Annotated in this window: 16 protein-coding genes; 11 read left to right on the top strand and 5 right to left on the bottom strand. The window is 70.9% G+C overall.

Features of this window, described 5'->3' with window-relative positions; translation table 11 throughout:
* The first annotated feature begins 50 nt into the window (after positions 1–50).
* Entirely contained in the window at positions 51–1,040 is a 990-nt protein-coding gene (locus RLT59_RS03525) for a GlxA family transcriptional regulator (protein WP_311301993.1), read from the top strand.
* Between the two features lie 19 nt (positions 1,041–1,059).
* A complete protein-coding gene (locus tag RLT59_RS03520) occupies positions 1,060–1,695 on the top strand; it encodes a DJ-1/PfpI family protein (protein WP_311301992.1) in 636 nt (211 codons plus the stop codon).
* A 24-nt stretch (positions 1,696–1,719) separates the two neighbouring features.
* On the opposite strand, the gene RLT59_RS03515 is transcribed toward RLT59_RS03520, so the two are convergent.
* The gene (locus tag RLT59_RS03515) at positions 1,720–2,478 is read right to left on the bottom strand and encodes an enoyl-CoA hydratase/isomerase family protein (protein WP_311301991.1); all 759 of its coding nucleotides are present in this window, start codon (positions 2,476–2,478) and stop codon (positions 1,720–1,722) included.
* Between the two features lie 80 nt (positions 2,479–2,558).
* Here RLT59_RS03515 and RLT59_RS03510 point away from each other — a divergent pair, with 80 nt between their 5' ends.
* Both RLT59_RS03510 and RLT59_RS03505 read left to right on the top strand, forming a co-directional pair.
* Positions 2,559–3,185, top strand: coding sequence for an HdeD family acid-resistance protein (locus RLT59_RS03510; RefSeq protein ID WP_311301990.1), 627 nt, complete (start codon positions 2,559–2,561; stop codon positions 3,183–3,185).
* A gap of 134 nt (positions 3,186–3,319) precedes the next feature.
* Positions 3,320–3,775 (top strand): ATP-binding protein, encoded by a 456-nt coding sequence (locus RLT59_RS03505; protein WP_311301989.1) that lies wholly within the window; start codon positions 3,320–3,322, stop codon positions 3,773–3,775.
* Between the two features lie 33 nt (positions 3,776–3,808).
* Here the strand turns inward: RLT59_RS03505 and idi are convergent, their stop codons facing one another.
* The 4 genes from idi to galE all read right to left on the bottom strand — a co-directional run bounded on the left by idi (position 3,809) and on the right by galE (position 7,275).
* Positions 3,809–4,402 (bottom strand): isopentenyl-diphosphate Delta-isomerase, encoded by a 594-nt coding sequence (gene idi, locus RLT59_RS03500; protein WP_311301988.1) that lies wholly within the window; start codon positions 4,400–4,402, stop codon positions 3,809–3,811.
* Between the two features lie 149 nt (positions 4,403–4,551).
* Positions 4,552–5,079 carry a GNAT family N-acetyltransferase gene (locus RLT59_RS03495; protein WP_311301987.1) on the bottom strand — a complete coding sequence of 176 codons (528 nt, stop codon included), beginning with the start codon at positions 5,077–5,079 and terminating at the stop codon, positions 4,552–4,554.
* Between the two features lie 102 nt (positions 5,080–5,181).
* Positions 5,182–6,123: a cation diffusion facilitator family transporter gene (locus tag RLT59_RS03490; protein ID WP_311301986.1), complete on the bottom strand. Its 942-nt coding sequence runs from the start codon at positions 6,121–6,123 to the stop codon at positions 5,182–5,184.
* A gap of 168 nt (positions 6,124–6,291) precedes the next feature.
* On the bottom strand, positions 6,292–7,275 hold the full coding sequence (gene galE / locus RLT59_RS03485) for a UDP-glucose 4-epimerase GalE (protein ID WP_311301985.1): 984 nt from the start codon (positions 7,273–7,275) through the stop codon (positions 6,292–6,294).
* A gap of 264 nt (positions 7,276–7,539) precedes the next feature.
* Here galE and RLT59_RS03480 point away from each other — a divergent pair, with 264 nt between their 5' ends.
* From RLT59_RS03480 to RLT59_RS03450, 7 genes are all read left to right on the top strand, one after another.
* The gene (locus RLT59_RS03480; protein WP_311307605.1) at positions 7,540–9,363 is read left to right on the top strand and encodes a DUF5941 domain-containing protein; all 1,824 of its coding nucleotides are present in this window, start codon (positions 7,540–7,542) and stop codon (positions 9,361–9,363) included.
* Positions 9,360–10,097 carry a phosphocholine cytidylyltransferase family protein gene (locus tag RLT59_RS03475; RefSeq protein WP_311301984.1) on the top strand — a complete coding sequence of 246 codons (738 nt, stop codon included), beginning with the start codon at positions 9,360–9,362 and terminating at the stop codon, positions 10,095–10,097. The genes RLT59_RS03480 and RLT59_RS03475 overlap by 4 nt, the downstream gene beginning before the upstream one ends.
* Entirely contained in the window at positions 10,085–11,146 is a 1,062-nt protein-coding gene (locus RLT59_RS03470) for an iron-containing alcohol dehydrogenase family protein (RefSeq protein WP_311301983.1), read from the top strand. Before RLT59_RS03475 ends, RLT59_RS03470 begins: the two co-directional genes overlap by 13 nt.
* Complete coding sequence (locus tag RLT59_RS03465; RefSeq protein WP_311301982.1) at positions 11,124–11,903, top strand: CDP-alcohol phosphatidyltransferase family protein; 780 nt, start codon at positions 11,124–11,126, stop codon at positions 11,901–11,903. The genes RLT59_RS03470 and RLT59_RS03465 overlap by 23 nt, the downstream gene beginning before the upstream one ends.
* 8 nt (positions 11,904–11,911) lie before the next feature.
* Positions 11,912–12,784, top strand: coding sequence for a glycosyltransferase family 2 protein (locus RLT59_RS03460; protein WP_311307604.1), 873 nt, complete (start codon positions 11,912–11,914; stop codon positions 12,782–12,784).
* A 106-nt stretch (positions 12,785–12,890) separates the two neighbouring features.
* Positions 12,891–13,820 carry an ABC transporter permease gene (locus RLT59_RS03455; protein WP_311301981.1) on the top strand — a complete coding sequence of 310 codons (930 nt, stop codon included), beginning with the start codon at positions 12,891–12,893 and terminating at the stop codon, positions 13,818–13,820.
* Positions 13,813–14,598, top strand: coding sequence for an ABC transporter ATP-binding protein (locus tag RLT59_RS03450; protein ID WP_123530546.1), 786 nt, complete (start codon positions 13,813–13,815; stop codon positions 14,596–14,598). The genes RLT59_RS03455 and RLT59_RS03450 overlap by 8 nt, the downstream gene beginning before the upstream one ends.
* Positions 14,599–14,727: the final 129 nt, after the last annotated feature.

The following is a 14,727-nucleotide window of genomic DNA, read 5'->3' as shown; positions in this document are numbered from 1 at the left end:
TGGGTAACACGTCATTGCGGCCATCCGGGAGGCGGCCCAGGATGACGGACATGAAGCAGCGATCCGTACTCGTCGTGCTCTTCGACGGCGTCCAGAGCCTCGATGTCAGCGGCCCGATGGAGGTCTTCTCCGGAGCCGCCCGGTTCCCGGAGGTCTCGTACGAACTGCGCACCGCCTCGCTGGACGGCGCCCCGGTCCGCTCGTCGAGCGGCCTCACCCTCGTCCCCGACACCGGGCTCGCGGACGCCGGACCCGCGCACACCCTGCTCGTCCCCGGCGGCCAGGGCACCCGCGCCCCGGAGCCCGCCCTCGTCGACTGGCTGCGCGAGCACGCCCCGCACGCGGAACGGCTCGTCTCCGTCTGCAGCGGCGCCCTGCTGCTCGCCGAGGCCGGACAGCTGGACGGGCACCGGGTGACCACGCACTGGACGCTCTGCGACCACCTGGCCCGCGGGTATCCGGCCGTCGAGGTCGACCCGGAACCGATCTTCGTGCGGGACGGCAGGCTGGCCACCTCCGCCGGGGTCACCGCGGGCATCGACCTCGCCCTCGCACTCGTCGAGGAGGACCACGGCCGGGACGTGGCGCTCACCGTCGCCCGGCATCTGGTGGTCTTCCTGCGCAGGCCGGGGAACCAGTCCCAGTTCAGCGCCCAGCTCACCGCCCAGACAGCCCGCCGCGAACCGCTGCGCGAGGTCCAGCACTGGATCACCGGACACCCCGGCGAGGACCTGTCCGTCGAGGCCCTCGCCACCCGCGCCCGGCTCTCGCCGCGCCACTTCGCCCGCGCGTTCCAGGTCGAGACCGGCATGACACCCGGCCGGTACGTCGACCGCGTCCGCCTCGAAGAGGCCCGCAGGCTGCTGGAGGACACCTCGGACGGTGTCGCCGGCATCTCGCGGAGGTGCGGATACGGCACGCCGGAGGCGATGCGCCGCGCGTTCGTCAAGGCGCTGGGCACCGCACCCGCCGAATACCGCAGGCGGTTCGCTCCCCGGCCGCCGGCCGGACCCACCCGACCCGTCACCAACGGTCTCTGACCGGAAGGAAGGCAGTCCCATGCAGATCGCCATCGTCCTCTTCGACCGCTTCACCGCGCTCGACGCCGTCGGACCGTACGAGATCCTCTCCCGTGCCCCGGGCGCCGAGACCGTCTTCGTCGCCGAGCGCACCGGTCCCGTGCGCAACGACTCCGGCAGCCTGTCGCTGGTCGCGGACCGGACGCTCGACGAGGTGCCGGCGCCCGATCTGGTGATCGTTCCCGGCGGTCCGGGGCAGAGCGCCCAGATGGCCAACGAGACCCTGCTCGACTGGCTGCGCGCCGCCGACGCCACCAGTATCTGGACGACCTCTGTGTGCACCGGCTCACTGCTGCTCGCGGCCGCCGGACTCCTCAGGGGGCGGCGGGCCACCTCGCACTGGCTCGCCCTCGACACGCTGAAGCGCTACGGGGCCGAGCCGACCGGCGAACGCGTCGTCACCGACGGCAAGTACGTCACCGCCGCGGGCGTCTCCTCCGGCATCGACATGGGCCTCACCCTGCTCGGCCGTATCGCCGGCGACCGGTACGCCCAGTCCGTCCAGCTGCTGACCGAGTACGACCCGCAGCCGCCCTACGACGCCGGATCCCCGCAGAAGGCCCCGGCCGATGTCGTCGAGGAGTGGCGGGCCCGGAGCCGCCACGTCCTTCGGTAGCGGTCCCGCGGCGGCGGGGAGCGCTCACGCCCGGGACGGCCAGGTGAAACGGGGCGCGCGCCGTTCCAGGAAGGCGGCGACCCCCTCCGCGGTGTCGCCGCTGCGGCGCGCCTGGTCCGCCCAGTGGGCGTCCCGCTCCTCGCGCCCGGAGGCGAACTCCTTCGCGGCCGCCTGGGTCAGCTGCGAACGGGACACCAGCACCCGGGCGTAGGCCTCGACCCGCTTGTCCAGCTCGCCGGCAGGCAGCACCTCGTCGACCAGGCCGGTCCTGAGCGCGCGGTCCGTACCGATCAGCTCACCGGAGAACAGCAGGTGCTTCGCCGTGGCGGGGCCCGTCAGCGCGACCAGCCGGCGGGTCGACGACGCGGGATAGACGATCCCGAGCCTGGCCGGGGTGACACCGAACGACGCGCCCTCCTCGGCGAACCGCAGATCGCAGGCCGCCGCCAGCTGGCTTCCGCCGCCCACGCAGTAGCCGCGCACAGAGGCGAGCGTCGGCCGGGGGAAGGCGGCCAGCGCCTCCTCCGCCGCCACCGCGAGCCCCTGCGGGGCGCCCGCCGGATCGCGCAGGGAGGAGATGTCGGCTCCGGCACAGAAGGTATCCCCGGCGCCCGTCAGCACCAGGACCCGCACCGAGGCGTCGGCGGCCAGCTCCGCCAGCAGTACGGGCACAGAGCGCCACATCGCGGCCGTCATGGCGTTGCGCTTGGCGGGATTGCTGATGACGAGGGTGGCGACGCCGTCCGCGACGGCGAGCTCCAGCCGGGGTTCCGTACGGTCCATGCGCCGGATGCTATCCGTACCGTTCGAACCTATGATCAAGAAGGGGTCACGCAGCAGGCACGCACCCCGAGGAGCTTCCGGTGGCCGATCCCGCGAAAGAGGGCAGGAGGCTCAGCCGCAGTTTCAGCGGCCTGGCCCTGCTCGGAGCAGTTCTCGTCGTCGCCGGTCTGGTCGGCCTCGTCTACACCGGCGTCGCGACGCTCACCTCGATGATCCTCTTCGGCTGGCTGCTGCTGGTCGGCGGCCTGGTCGGGCTGCTCCACGCGATCCAGTCGCGCGGCACCAACTACTTCTGGCTGGGCGTGGTGGTCGCCGCCCTGAACATCGCCGCCGGGGTCGTGGTCATCCGCCATCCGCACGGCACGGCGGAGGCGCTGACGATGTTCGCCGCGCTGCTCTTCCTGACCGGTGGCGTGTTCCGCCTCGTCGGCAGTGTCGTGGTGCGCGGCCCGCAGTTCGGCTGGACGCTGCTGCAGGGCGCCTTCGGGCTGCTGCTGGGCCTGCTGGTCCTCTTCGACTGGCCGCACAGCAGCCTCTATGTGCTCGGCTGCTTCTTCTCGCTCGCGCTGCTCTTCGACGGACTCGGGCTCATCGCGATCGGTGTGGGCGGCCGCCGGATCGTCTCGATGGTCTCGGACCAGCTGGGGCCGGACCAGTCAGGGCAGGAGCAGCCCGCAGAGAATGAGCAAAAGCGGTCCGACAGCTGATATATCCAAAGCAGTCCGGCCAAATACTGTCGATAGAAGTCGACTTCTGTTCAGTGGTACGGACCGGACCGACTACGCCCCGCACCCTGTACTCGACGTGCAGTCACCATCGAGTGGAGAGCGGGTACCGGTCTATGGAGAGCCGCGGGAGTGTCCCCGCCGGGCCCGTGTCGTACGAAGGGGTGTGGCGGTTCACCGCCCCGGCCACGGATGTCTCCGTACCCCGGGCCAGGCACGCCGTACGCGATCTGCTGGACCGCCAGGGCGTGCCCCTGGACGACGACATCGCCCAGGGGCTGCTGCTCATCGCCTCCGAGCTGGTCACCAACGCCGTGAAGCACGCGGCGCTGCTCTCCCCCGAGCTCGCCGTGGAGGTGGCCGTGGGCGCCGACTGGGTCCGGGTGTCCGTCGAGGACAACCACCCGTACCGCCCGACGGCGCTGGAGACCGACTACGCGCAGACAGGCGGGCGCGGGCTGCTGCTGGTACGGGAGATCACCAGGGAGGCGGGCGGAGCCTGCGACGTGGAGCACACCGCGGGCGGCGGAAAGGTCATCTGGGCGGTGCTGCCGCTCACAACGCGCCTCTGACCGGCCCCTCCGCCTCCCGGCGGTCCTCCCCGTCTACCAGCCGGCCGCCGGGCCGGTCAGCTCACGGATCGCGGGACGGGCGGCGTCCAGCACCGTCATGAACCACGCCGAGAACGGCGCCGCCGCATGCCGTTCGGCCAGCTCCCCGGCCGATACGAAGGCCGTCTCGCCCACCTCCTCCGGATCCGGCCGCAGCCGCTCCTGCGCCATGCCCACGAAGAGGTGGTTGAACTCCTGCTCCACCAGCCCGGAGGCGGGGTCCGGGTGGTTGTAGCGGACGGTGCCCGCCTCGGCCAGCAGCGAGGGGGAGATGCCCAGCTCCTCGTACGTCCGCCGGGCGGCGGCGGCGAAGGGCGCCTCGCCCGGATACGGGTGACCGCAACAGGTGTTGGACCAGACACCGGGGGAGTGGTACTTCCCCGGTGCGCGCCGCTGCAACAGCATCCGGCCCTGCTCGTCGAAGAGGAACACCGAGAAGGCGCGGTGCAGTTGGCCGGGTGCCTGGTGGGCAGCGAGCTTCTCCGCCGTGCCGATGGTGGTGCCGTTCTCGTCGACCAGTTCGAGCATGATCGCTTCTGCTGTGCCGTTCGACGAGCTGTTCGCCGCGGTGGCTGGTGTGGTCGGCATACCCATCCTTCGCTGTGGTCCCGGCCCCGTGCGCCGGTCCCGTCGAGTCTGCGCAAGTCTGCCGTACAAACGTGGCTTGTCCGCACTTCGGTCCCCGCATGTCCAGTCCGGCGGCGCCACGCGGGCGCCCCACGGGTCCGGACCGCACGTCAGACCCCGAAGGCCGCCGGATAATGGATCATGCCCCGGGGCACCGGCCCGGAATCATCGAGAACCAGTGCCATCATCGCCTCGTCCGGCACCTCGAAGCCCGGCCGGATGCCGTACCGCGAGGCGGGCACGAAGCCGAACCTCGGGGAGTACTCGGGGTGTCCGAGCACCAGGACCAGCGACTCCGCCCGCGCCCGTGCCGCGTCGAGCGCGGCGCGCACCACGGCCTGCCCGGCGCCCCGGCGCTGCCACTCGGGCGCCGTGGCCACCGGGGCGAGGGCCAGCGCCGGAGCGCCCCCGACCAGGCAGCGGGTCAGCAGGGCGTGGGCGGCCACGGATCCGTCGGCCGCCTGGGCGACGAAGGAGGGACCGGGCAGCCAGGCCGCCGGGTCCTGGCGCAGGGCGTCGACCAGATCGGCCTTAGCGCGCGTCTCGAACGCGGCGGCGTTCACCGCGTGCACGGCGGCGATGTCCGAGGGCGTCTCCGGGCGGGTCGTCCAGAGCCGTGTGTCGTCGGTGCGGGACAAGGTGAGGAATCTTTGATCGAGAGTGGATTCCACCGTACATCGGCGCTTCCGGCGGCCTTCTGGCGGCCGCCGCCCCGCTTGGGCTCACGGGCCTTCAGCCGCTCAGCGGCACAGCTTCGCCTCGTGCTCCGCGTGCCCGCTCGGCTCCAGCTGGAAGGTGCAGTGCTCGACGTCGAAGTGGTCGCCGAGGCAGCCCTGGAGCTCGTGCAGGAGCTTCTCGTGCCCGATCGAGTCGAGCAGCTCCTGGTGCACCACCACATGGGCGGAGAGCACCGGCATGCCGGAGGTGATCGTCCAGGCATGGAGGTCGTGGACGTCCAGCACCCCGGGCAGCGCCGTGATGTGGTCGCGCACCTCACCCATGTCGACACCCTTGGGCGCCGACTCCAGCAGGACGTTCAGCGTCTCCCTGAGCAGCTTCACCGTACGCGGGACGATCATGAGGCCGATGAGCAGCGAGGCGATCGGGTCGGCGGCCTGCCAGCCGGTGGCCAGGATGACGCCCGCGGAGATCAGCACGGTCACCGAGCCGAGGGTGTCCGCGAGCACCTCCAGATAGGCGCCCCGGACATTGAGGCTGTCCTTCTGCCCGCGCATCAGCAGCGACAGCGACACCATGTTCGCCACCAGGCCGACCAGGGCGAAGGCGATCGTGAGCCCGCCCCTGGTCTCGGCCGGGCTGACGAAGCGCTCCACCGCCTCGAACAGGAGGTAGCCGCCGACCCCGAGCAGCAGCAGACAGTTGGCCAGCGCGGCGAGGATCTCGGCGCGGGCGTAGCCGAAGGTTCGGTTGGGGCCGGCCGGTCTGTTGGCGAAGTGGATCGCCAGCAGTGCCATGCCCAGACCGAGGGCGTCGGTCGCCATGTGGGCGGCGTCGGCGATCAGCGCCAGGGAACCGGAGAACAGACCGCCGGCGATCTCCATGACCGTCACGGTGAGCGTGATGCCCAGCGCGATCCGCAGCCGCCCCCGGTACGCGGCGGCCGCCGTGCCGGTCGGTACGGGGCCGCCGTGCGTATGTCCGTGATCGTGCCCAGCCCCCATGGGGACGCCTCCCGGTCGTCGCGCGGACCCGGAGGCGTTTCGCCCCGGGCAATGCCAGTGAACTACGGGCGGGGGGTATCGGGCAACACGGCAGTGAACATCGTTGCCAACTAGTCTGACCTGCGAAAATGCTCGCAGGTCAGAGCGGCGGACGGCCGGCGGAACGACTCAGGACGCAGTCGGGGCGGGGTGGTGCAGCAGCCAGCCCCGCCAGGCCGACTCGACCATCTCGCGGACCCCGCGACGGGCCGCCCAGCCCAGTTCCCCGGAGATCCGGTCGCAGGACGCGACCGCCTTCGAGGCGTCCCCGGGCCGCCGGGGTCCGAACTCGGGCTTCCGGTCAAGGCCGGTGACCTCCGCCACCAGAGCGGCCAGCTCGCGCACCGAGACGCCCTCGCCGCGACCGATGTTGACGGTCAGGTCCCCGGGGCCGTCCTGGGCGGTGAGCCGCCGGGCGACGGTCAGGTGCGCGTCGGCCAGGTCGGCCACGTGGATGTAGTCGCGGATGCAGGTGCCGTCCGGGGTCGCGTAGTCGTCACCGAAGATCAGCGGGGCCTCGCCACGGGTCAGCCGGTCGAAGAACATCGGGATCACGTTGAAGACGCCGGTGTCCGAGAGCTCCGGCGCGGCCGCGCCCGCCACGTTGAAGTAGCGCAGGCAGCCGGTGGACAGCCCGTGCGCCCGCCCGGCGGCCCGCACCAGCCACTCCCCGGCGAGCTTGGTCTCCCCGTACGGGTTGATCGGGACGCGGGGAGCCTCCTCCGTGATCAGCTCCGCCTCCGGTACGCCGTACACCGCGGCCGAGGAGGAGAACAGGAAGCGCCGCACCCCGGCGGCCGCGACGGCCTCCAGCAGGACGGTCAGCGCGCCGATGTTCTCCCGGTAGTACAGCAGCGGCTTCTCGACGGACTCGCCGACCTGCTTCTTCGCCGCGAGATGCACCACACCGCTCACTCCGTGCTCCGCCAGCACCCGGTCCAGCAGCGCGCGGTCGGCCGTCGCGCCCCGGACCAGCGGGACGTCGTCCGGCAGCCGGTCCGGGTTGCCGGACGAGAGGTCGTCGAGAACGACCACCCGCTCACCGGCCTCCTTCATGGCCCGCACCACATGTGCTCCGATATATCCCGCTCCGCCGGTGATCAGCCATGTCATGCGCGCCACCCTAACGACCCGGCCCGCTCGCCCCCGCGCACCGGCACGGCAGGGCCGCCCACCGCGTTTTGTCAGTCGAGGCCGCCATCGACGATGATGATCGCGGGCGGCGCCGCATCATCCCGGCCTGCCCGGAACGGAGCACAAACGGGCAGTGAACTTACGCTTCCGTTCATCCGATAGCCTCTGCCGACATGCCGCCGGCCCGCTTCGGGGCCGTACCGTCGGGCGCCGACCCGTGTCAGCACCAAGGAGTGAGTTCGTCTGTCGACCGCCATTCTCACAGGTGCTCCGGTGCCCGGATCGTCCATCGAGGACGATCTGCGGTCACTGGGCTTCGACGTACAGGCCGCCGCCGATGTCAGTGAGGCCGCGCGGCTGCTGTCCGTCGTCCCCGCCGACACTCGGGTCGCGCTCGTCGACCCCCGTTTCGTCGGCCATCTCCACGCCCTGCGGCTCGGACTGACCGACCCCCGCTACCCCGCCGTCACCGTGCCCGGCGCGCTCACCGTGCGGCCCGAGGCGCGTGCCGCCCTGGACGACGCCATGAGCAGCGCCGGCGAGGCGGTCGGCGCCGGCGCCCCCACCGGCGACACCGTCACGGCCACCGACCGCACCGTGCCCGGCCGGCTCGCCGTGATGATAGACACCGAGGGCACCGCGGTGCAGCGGCCGGAGCTCGGCTCGCTCGTCGCGGCCGTCCCGGCCGACGAGGCCGGCCGCGCCGCCGCGCTCGCCTCGGTCGCCGCAGTCGACGACGAGGCGATCCGGCTGCGCAGCGCCGTGAAGGCCCGCGACGGCTTCTTCACCACGTACTGCATCAGCCCGTACTCTCGCTACATCGCCCGCTGGTGCGCGCGCCGCGGATTCACCCCGAACCAGGTCACGACCGCATCGCTGCTGGCCGCACTGATCGCGGCCGGCTGCGCGGCCACCGGCACCCGCGGCGGATACGTCGCCGCCGGGCTGCTGCTCCTCTTCTCCTTCGTCCTGGACTGCACCGACGGGCAGCTCGCCCGCTACTCGCTCCAGTACTCGACGCTGGGCGCCTGGCTCGACGCCACCTTCGACCGCGCCAAGGAGTACGCCTACTACGCGGGCCTCGCACTCGGCGCGGCCCAGGGCGGCGACGACGTCTGGGTACTGGCGCTCGGCGCGATGGTGCTCCAGTCCTGCCGGCACGTCGTCGACTTCTCGTTCACCGAGGCCAACCACGACGCGGTGGCGAACTCCAGCCCCACGGCGGCCCTCTCCGACAAACTCGACAGCGTCTCCTGGACGGTGTGGATACGCCGGATGATCGTGCTCCCGATCGGTGAGCGCTGGGCGATGATCGCCGTACTGACCGCGTTCACCACGCCCCGGATCGTCTTCTACGCGCTGCTCGTCGGCTGCGCCTTCGCGGCCTGCTACACCACGGCCGGTCGGCTGCTGCGCTCGCTGACCCGCAGGGCCCGGCGCACACCCCGGGCCGCGCAGGCACTCGCGGACCTCGCGGACTCCGGCCCGTTCGCCCAGCTGGTGGCGGCGGTCAGCCCCAGGATCCCGGGCGCCTGGACCGCCCCGGTGCTGGCGGTCGTCGGCGCCGGCGCGCTGATCGCGGCCGCGCTCCAGCAGCCGTTCGGCAGCCGCCAGATGATCGTCGCCGCGGTCTTCTACGCGGTCTGCTCCGGAATGGCCGTCGCCCGCCCGCTCCTGGGCACACTCGACTGGCTCGTACCCCCGGTCTTCAGGGCGGCCGAGTACTGCACGATCCTCGCGCTGGCCGCCCGCAGTGACATAGACGGAGCGCTTCCCGCGGCCTTCGGGCTCGTCTCGGCGGTCGCCTACCATCACTACGACACGGTGTACCGCATCCGAGGCGACACGGGCGCGCCGCCCCAGTGGCTGGTGCGCACGATCGGCGGGCACGAAGGCCGGGTCCTGGCGGTGGCCGTACTCGCGGCCGTATTCACCCGGGACTCCGGATTCACCGTGGCGCTCACCGCTCTCGCGGTGGCCGTGGCACTGGTCGTGCTGGTGGAGTCCATCCGCTTCTGGGTGTCCTCCGGGGCGCCCGCCGTTCACGACGAAGGAGAACCCGCATGATCGGCCTCGTACTGGCAGCGGGCGCGGGACGGCGTCTGCGTCCCTACACCGACACGCTCCCCAAGGCCCTCGTGCCGGTGGACGGCGAGAAGACCGTCCTCGATCTCACCCTGGCCAACTTCGCGGAGATCGGCCTCACCGAGGTCGCGATCGTCGTCGGCTACCGCAAGGAAGCCGTCTACGACCGCAAGGAGGAGCTGGAGGCGAAGTACGGCCTCAAGATCGTCCTCGTCGACAACGACAAGGCCGAGGAGTGGAACAACGCCTACTCCCTGTGGTGTGCCCGCGAGGTCCTCAAGCGCGGCGTGATCCTCGCCAACGGCGACACCGTGCACCCGGTGTCCGTGGAGCGGACGCTGCTGGACGCGCGCGGCAAGGGCCAGAAGATCATCCTCGCCCTCGACACGGTGAAGAAGCTCGCCGACGAGGAGATGAAGGTCATCACCGAGGAGGGCAGGGGCGTCCGGCGGATCACCAAGCTGATGGACCCGGCCACCGCGACCGGCGAGTACATCGGTGTCACCCTCATCGAGGCCGAGGCCGCGGAGGAACTGGCCGACGCGCTGAAGGCGACCTTCGAGCGCGACCCGGACCTGTACTACGAGGACGGCTACCAGGAGCTCGTCAACCGGGGCTTCACCGTCGACGTCGCCCCCATCGGTGAGGTCACCTGGGTCGAGATCGACAACCACGACGACCTCGCGAAGGGCCGGGAGATCGCGTGCCAGTACTGACCCGGCTCATCCCCTCCCCGGTCTTCGTCGACATCAGCCGGGGCGCGATGGACGACCTGGCCGGCCTCCTCGCGGACCAGCGGATCTCCGCCTCCGGCAAGCTCGCGATCGCGATCAGCGGCGGCTCGGGGCAGGCCCTGCGCGAGAAGCTCGCCCCCGCCCTGCCGGGCGCCGACTGGTACTGCGTGCCGGCCGGCAACATCGACGCCGCCGTCCAGCTGGCCGACGACATCAAGGGCAAGCGGTACGACGCGGTCGTCGGTCTCGGCGGCGGCAAGATCATCGACGTGGCGAAGTACGCCGCGGCCCGGGTCGGCCTGCCACTGGTCTCCGTCGCCACGAACCTCGCCCACGACGGCCTCTGCTCACCCGTCGCGACCCTGGACAACGACAACGGACGCGGCTCCTACGGCGTCCCGATGCCGATCGCCATGGTCATCGACCTCTCGGTGATCCGGGAGGCCCCGGACCGCTTCGTGCGCTCCGGCATCGGTGACGCGATCTCCAACATCTCCGCTATCGCCGACTGGGAACTCTCGCACCAGGTCAACGACGAGCAGATCGACGGGCTGGCCGCGGCCATGGCCCGTACCGCGGGCGAGGCGGTGCTGCGCCACCCGGGCACCGTCGCGGACGACGAGTTCCTCACCGTTCTCGCGGAGTCGCTGGTGCTCTCCGGCATCGCCATCTCGATCAGCGGCGACACCCGCCCCTCGTCCGGCGCCTGCCACGAGATCAGCCACGCCTTCGATCTGCTCTTCCCCAAGCGGGCCGCGAGCCACGGCGAGCAGGTCGGCCTCGGCGCGGCCTTCGCCATGCACCTGCGCGGAGCCCGCGAGGAGTCGGGCCTCTTCGCGGAGGTCCTGCGCCGGCACGGCCTTCCGGTCCTGCCCACGGAGATCGGCTTCACCGCCGACGAGTTCGTCCAGGCCGTCGGCTACGCCCCGCAGACCCGTCCGGGACGCTTCACGGTCCTGGAACACCTCAGCCTGTCCACCGACCAGATCAGGGACGCGTACGCCGACTATGCCAAGACCATCAGTAGCTGAACTCCGTCCTGTCGTTCACCCCCCGGGCGTCAAGGACCGGCGCAGCGGCGAACACTGGGCGGGCCGGATATACATGCGCGAGGTCTCGCTGCGTGTGGACCGGTACCTGGTGAACACCAGGATCACGCCCAACCAGCTGACGTACCTGATGACCATCGCGGGTGTGCTCGCCGCCCCGGCCCTGCTCGTTCCGGGCATCACCGGCGCGCTGCTCGGCGTGGTCATGGTCCAGCTCTACCTGCTGCTCGACTGCGTCGACGGCGAGCTGGCCCGCTGGAAGAAGCAGTTCTCGCTGGGCGGGGTCTACCTGGACCGGGTGGGCGCCTACCTCTGCGACGCCGCCGTGCTGGTCGGCTTCGGCCTGCGCGCCGCCGACCTGTGGGGCAACGGACGGATCGACTGGCTCTGGGCCTTCCTCGGGACGCTCGCGGCGCTGGGCGCCATCCTGATCAAGGCCGAGACCGACCTGGTCGGGGTCGCACGCCACCAGGGCGGGCTGCCGCCGGTCAAGGAGGCGGCGTCCGAGCCGCGCTCCTCCGGCATGGCGTTCGCCCGCCGGGCGGCCGGTGCGCTCAAGTTCCACCGGCTGATCCTCTGCGTCGAGGCCTCGCTGGTGATCCTGGCCGCGGCCGTCCTGGACGCCGTCCGGGACGACCTCTTCTTCAGCCGCCTCGCGGTCGCGGTGCTGGCCGGCATCGCCCTGCTGCAGACCCTCCTCCACCTCGTGTCGGTCCTGGCATCGAGCAGACTGAAGTGAGCACCCCCATGAAACTCGGCGCGGTCATCATCACGATGGGCAACCGCCCGGCCGAGCTGCGTGCCCTGCTCGATTCGGTCGCCGCGCAGAAGGGCGACCGGATCGAGGTGGTCGTCGTCGGCAACGGTTCGCCCGTACCGGACGTCCCCGCGGGCGTGCGCACCGTCGAGCTGCCCGAGAACCTGGGCATCCCCGGCGGCCGCAACGTCGGCATCGAGGCCTTCGGGCCGTCCGGCGCCGACGTGGACGCCCTGCTGTTCCTGGACGACGACGGGCTGCTGCCGCTCACCGATACCGCCGAGCTGTGCCGGCAGGCGTTCGAGGCCGATCCCAAGCTCGGCATCATCAGCTTCCGCATCGCCGACCCGGACACCGGCGAGACCCAGCGCCGCCATGTGCCGAGGCTGCGGGCGGCCGACCCGCTGCGCTCGTCCCGGGTGACGACGTTCCTCGGCGGCGCCAACGCCGTACGCACCCGGGTCATCGCGGAGGTCGGCCCGCTGCCGGGCGACTTCTTCTACGCGCACGAGGAGACCGATCTGGCCTGGCGGGCGCTGGACGCCGGCTGGCTGATCGACTACCGCGCCGACATGGTGCTGAACCACCCCACCACCGCCCCGTCCCGGCACGCCGTCTACCACCGCATGGTGGCCCGCAACCGGGTCTGGCTGGCCCGCCGCAACCTGCCCGCGCCCCTGGTCCCCGTGTACCTCGGCGTGTGGCTGCTGCTGACCCTGCTCCGCAGGCCGTCCGGACCGGCGCTCAAGGCGTGGTTCGGCGGCTTCCGTGAGGGCTGGTCGAAGCCCTGCGGACCGCGACGCCCCATGAAGTGGCGTACGGTGTGGCGGCTGACGCGACTAGGCCGCCCTCCGGTCATCTGAGAGGCTCGCCTCTGGGAGCATGAGGCGTATTTTTCTATTCGGGACCTGTCCGCCCTGAGCCGCGCCCGCGACTGGCTGCGCATTTTGAATACGAGAGTCTTATCTGGTGAGTGACACAACCCATGATGGTGCGGTCGCCCTGAGCACCCCGCCATCGGCAGATGACGGCCTGAGCTCGGCCGAGCTGGCCGCGAAGCACGGTCTGACGGTGAGCGGAGCCCGGCCGGGGCTCTTCGAGTACATGCGCCAGCTCCACGGGCGACGCCACTTCATCATGGCGTTCTCCCGGGCGAAGCTGACCGCCCAGTACAGTCAGGCGAAGCTCGGCCAGCTGTGGCAGGTGGCGACCCCGCTCCTGAACGCCGCGGTCTACTTCATCATCTTCGGACTGATCCTCGGCACGAAGAGGGGGATTCCGCAGGACGTCTTCATCCCGTTCCTGGTGACCGGGGTCTTTGTCTTCACGTTCACGCAGAGCTCCGTGATGGCGGGCGTCCGGGCCATCGCCGGCAACCTCGGCCTGGTCCGCGCGCTGCACTTCCCCCGTGCCTCGCTGCCCATCTCCTTCTCGCTGCAGCAGCTCCAGCAGCTGCTGTACTCGATGATCGTGCTGGTCGCGGTGACCGTCGCGTTCGGCAGCTACCCGCGGCTCTCGTGGCTGCTGGTGGTTCCCGCTCTGGTGATGCAGTTCTTCTTCAACACCGGCCTGGCGCTGATCATGGCGAGGCTCGGTGCCAAGACCCCCGACCTGGCGCAGCTGATGCCGTTCATCATGCGAACCTGGATGTACGCGTCGGGCGTCATGTTCTCCATCCCGGTGATGCTCGCGGACAAGCCGTCCTGGATCGCTGATGTGCTGCAGTACAACCCCGCGGCCATCTACATGGACCTGGTCCGGTTCGCGATGATCGACGGCTACGGCTCCGAGAACCTGCCGTCGCACGTCTGGCTGGTCGGGCTCGCCTGGGCGCTCCTGGTGGGCATCGCGGGATTCGTGTACTTCTGGAAGGCAGAGGAACGGTACGGCCGTGGCTGAGGACAACACCGGGGGGCGCGTCCCCACCGTGATCGCCGACGATGTGCACATCGTGTACCGCGTCAACGGCGGCGGCGGTGGCAAGGGCGGCGCCACCGCGGCACTGAGCCGGATACTGCGCCGCGGCAAGGGCGAGGAGCGCGGGATCCGCAAGGTGCACGCCGTGCGCGGCGTGTCCTTCACCTCCTACCGGGGTGAGGCGATCGGTCTCATCGGGACCAACGGCTCCGGTAAATCGACCTTGCTGCGGGCCATCGCGGGGCTGCTGCCGACCGAGCGCGGCAAGGTCTACACCGACGGACAGCCCTCGCTGCTCGGGGTGAACGCGGCACTGATGAGCGATCTGACCGGCGAGCGCAATGTCGTCCTGGGCGGACTCGCCATGGGGATGAGCCGCGAGGAGATCCGGGAGCGGTACCAGGACATCGTCGACTTCTCCGGCATCAACGAGAAGGGCGACTTCATCACCCTGCCGATGCGGACGTACTCCTCCGGCATGGCGGCCCGGCTGCGGTTCTCGATCGCGGCCGCCAAGAACCACGACGTCCTCATGATCGACGAGGCGCTGGCGACCGGTGACCGCAAGTTCCAGATCCGCTCGGAGGCGCGTATCCGTGAGCTCCGTAAGGAGGCCGGCACCGTCTTCCTGGTCAGTCACAGCAACAAGTCGATCAGGGACACCTGCGACCGGGTGCTGTGGCTGGAGAAGGGCGAACTGCTGATGGACGGCCCGACCGAAGAGGTGCTGAAGGCGTACGAGCGGGAGACCGGCAAGTAGCGCCGCCCCGCCCCGCGCACCGCCGCGGCCCCCGCCGGACCTCTCGACGCTGTTGGTTGATTCGGGGGTTCGCGTGACGTCGGCCTTGAAGACTCGGTTGTGGTCTTGAAGGCCGACGTTGTTGTGTGG

It is taken from the genome of Streptomyces sp. ITFR-6, assembly GCF_031844725.1.
Lineage (GTDB): Bacteria > Actinomycetota > Actinomycetes > Streptomycetales > Streptomycetaceae > Streptomyces.
The sequence above is the reverse complement of the archived record's forward strand: the minus strand, read 5'-3'. Positions and strand labels throughout refer to the sequence as shown.

What these genes read in the sequence shown, in the direction of transcription:
- RLT59_RS03525 (WP_311301993.1), top strand. Translation starts at nt 51, where the DNA reads ATGAAGCAGCGATCCGTACTCGTCGTGCTCTTCGACGGCGTCCAGAGC.
- RLT59_RS03520 (WP_311301992.1), top strand. Translation starts at nt 1,060, where the DNA reads ATGCAGATCGCCATCGTCCTCTTCGACCGCTTCACCGCGCTCGACGCC.
- RLT59_RS03515 (WP_311301991.1), bottom strand. Translation starts at nt 2,478, where the DNA reads ATGGACCGTACGGAACCCCGGCTGGAGCTCGCCGTCGCGGACGGCGTC.
- RLT59_RS03505 (WP_311301989.1), top strand. Translation starts at nt 3,320, where the DNA reads ATGGAGAGCCGCGGGAGTGTCCCCGCCGGGCCCGTGTCGTACGAAGGG.
- idi (WP_311301988.1), bottom strand. Translation starts at nt 4,402, where the DNA reads ATGCCGACCACACCAGCCACCGCGGCGAACAGCTCGTCGAACGGCACA.
- RLT59_RS03490 (WP_311301986.1), bottom strand. Translation starts at nt 6,123, where the DNA reads ATGGGGGCTGGGCACGATCACGGACATACGCACGGCGGCCCCGTACCG.
- galE (WP_311301985.1), bottom strand. Translation starts at nt 7,275, where the DNA reads ATGACATGGCTGATCACCGGCGGAGCGGGATATATCGGAGCACATGTG.
- RLT59_RS03475 (WP_311301984.1), top strand. Translation starts at nt 9,360, where the DNA reads ATGATCGGCCTCGTACTGGCAGCGGGCGCGGGACGGCGTCTGCGTCCC.
- RLT59_RS03465 (WP_311301982.1), top strand. Translation starts at nt 11,124, where the DNA reads ATGCCAAGACCATCAGTAGCTGAACTCCGTCCTGTCGTTCACCCCCCG.
- RLT59_RS03460 (WP_311307604.1), top strand. Translation starts at nt 11,912, where the DNA reads ATGAAACTCGGCGCGGTCATCATCACGATGGGCAACCGCCCGGCCGAG.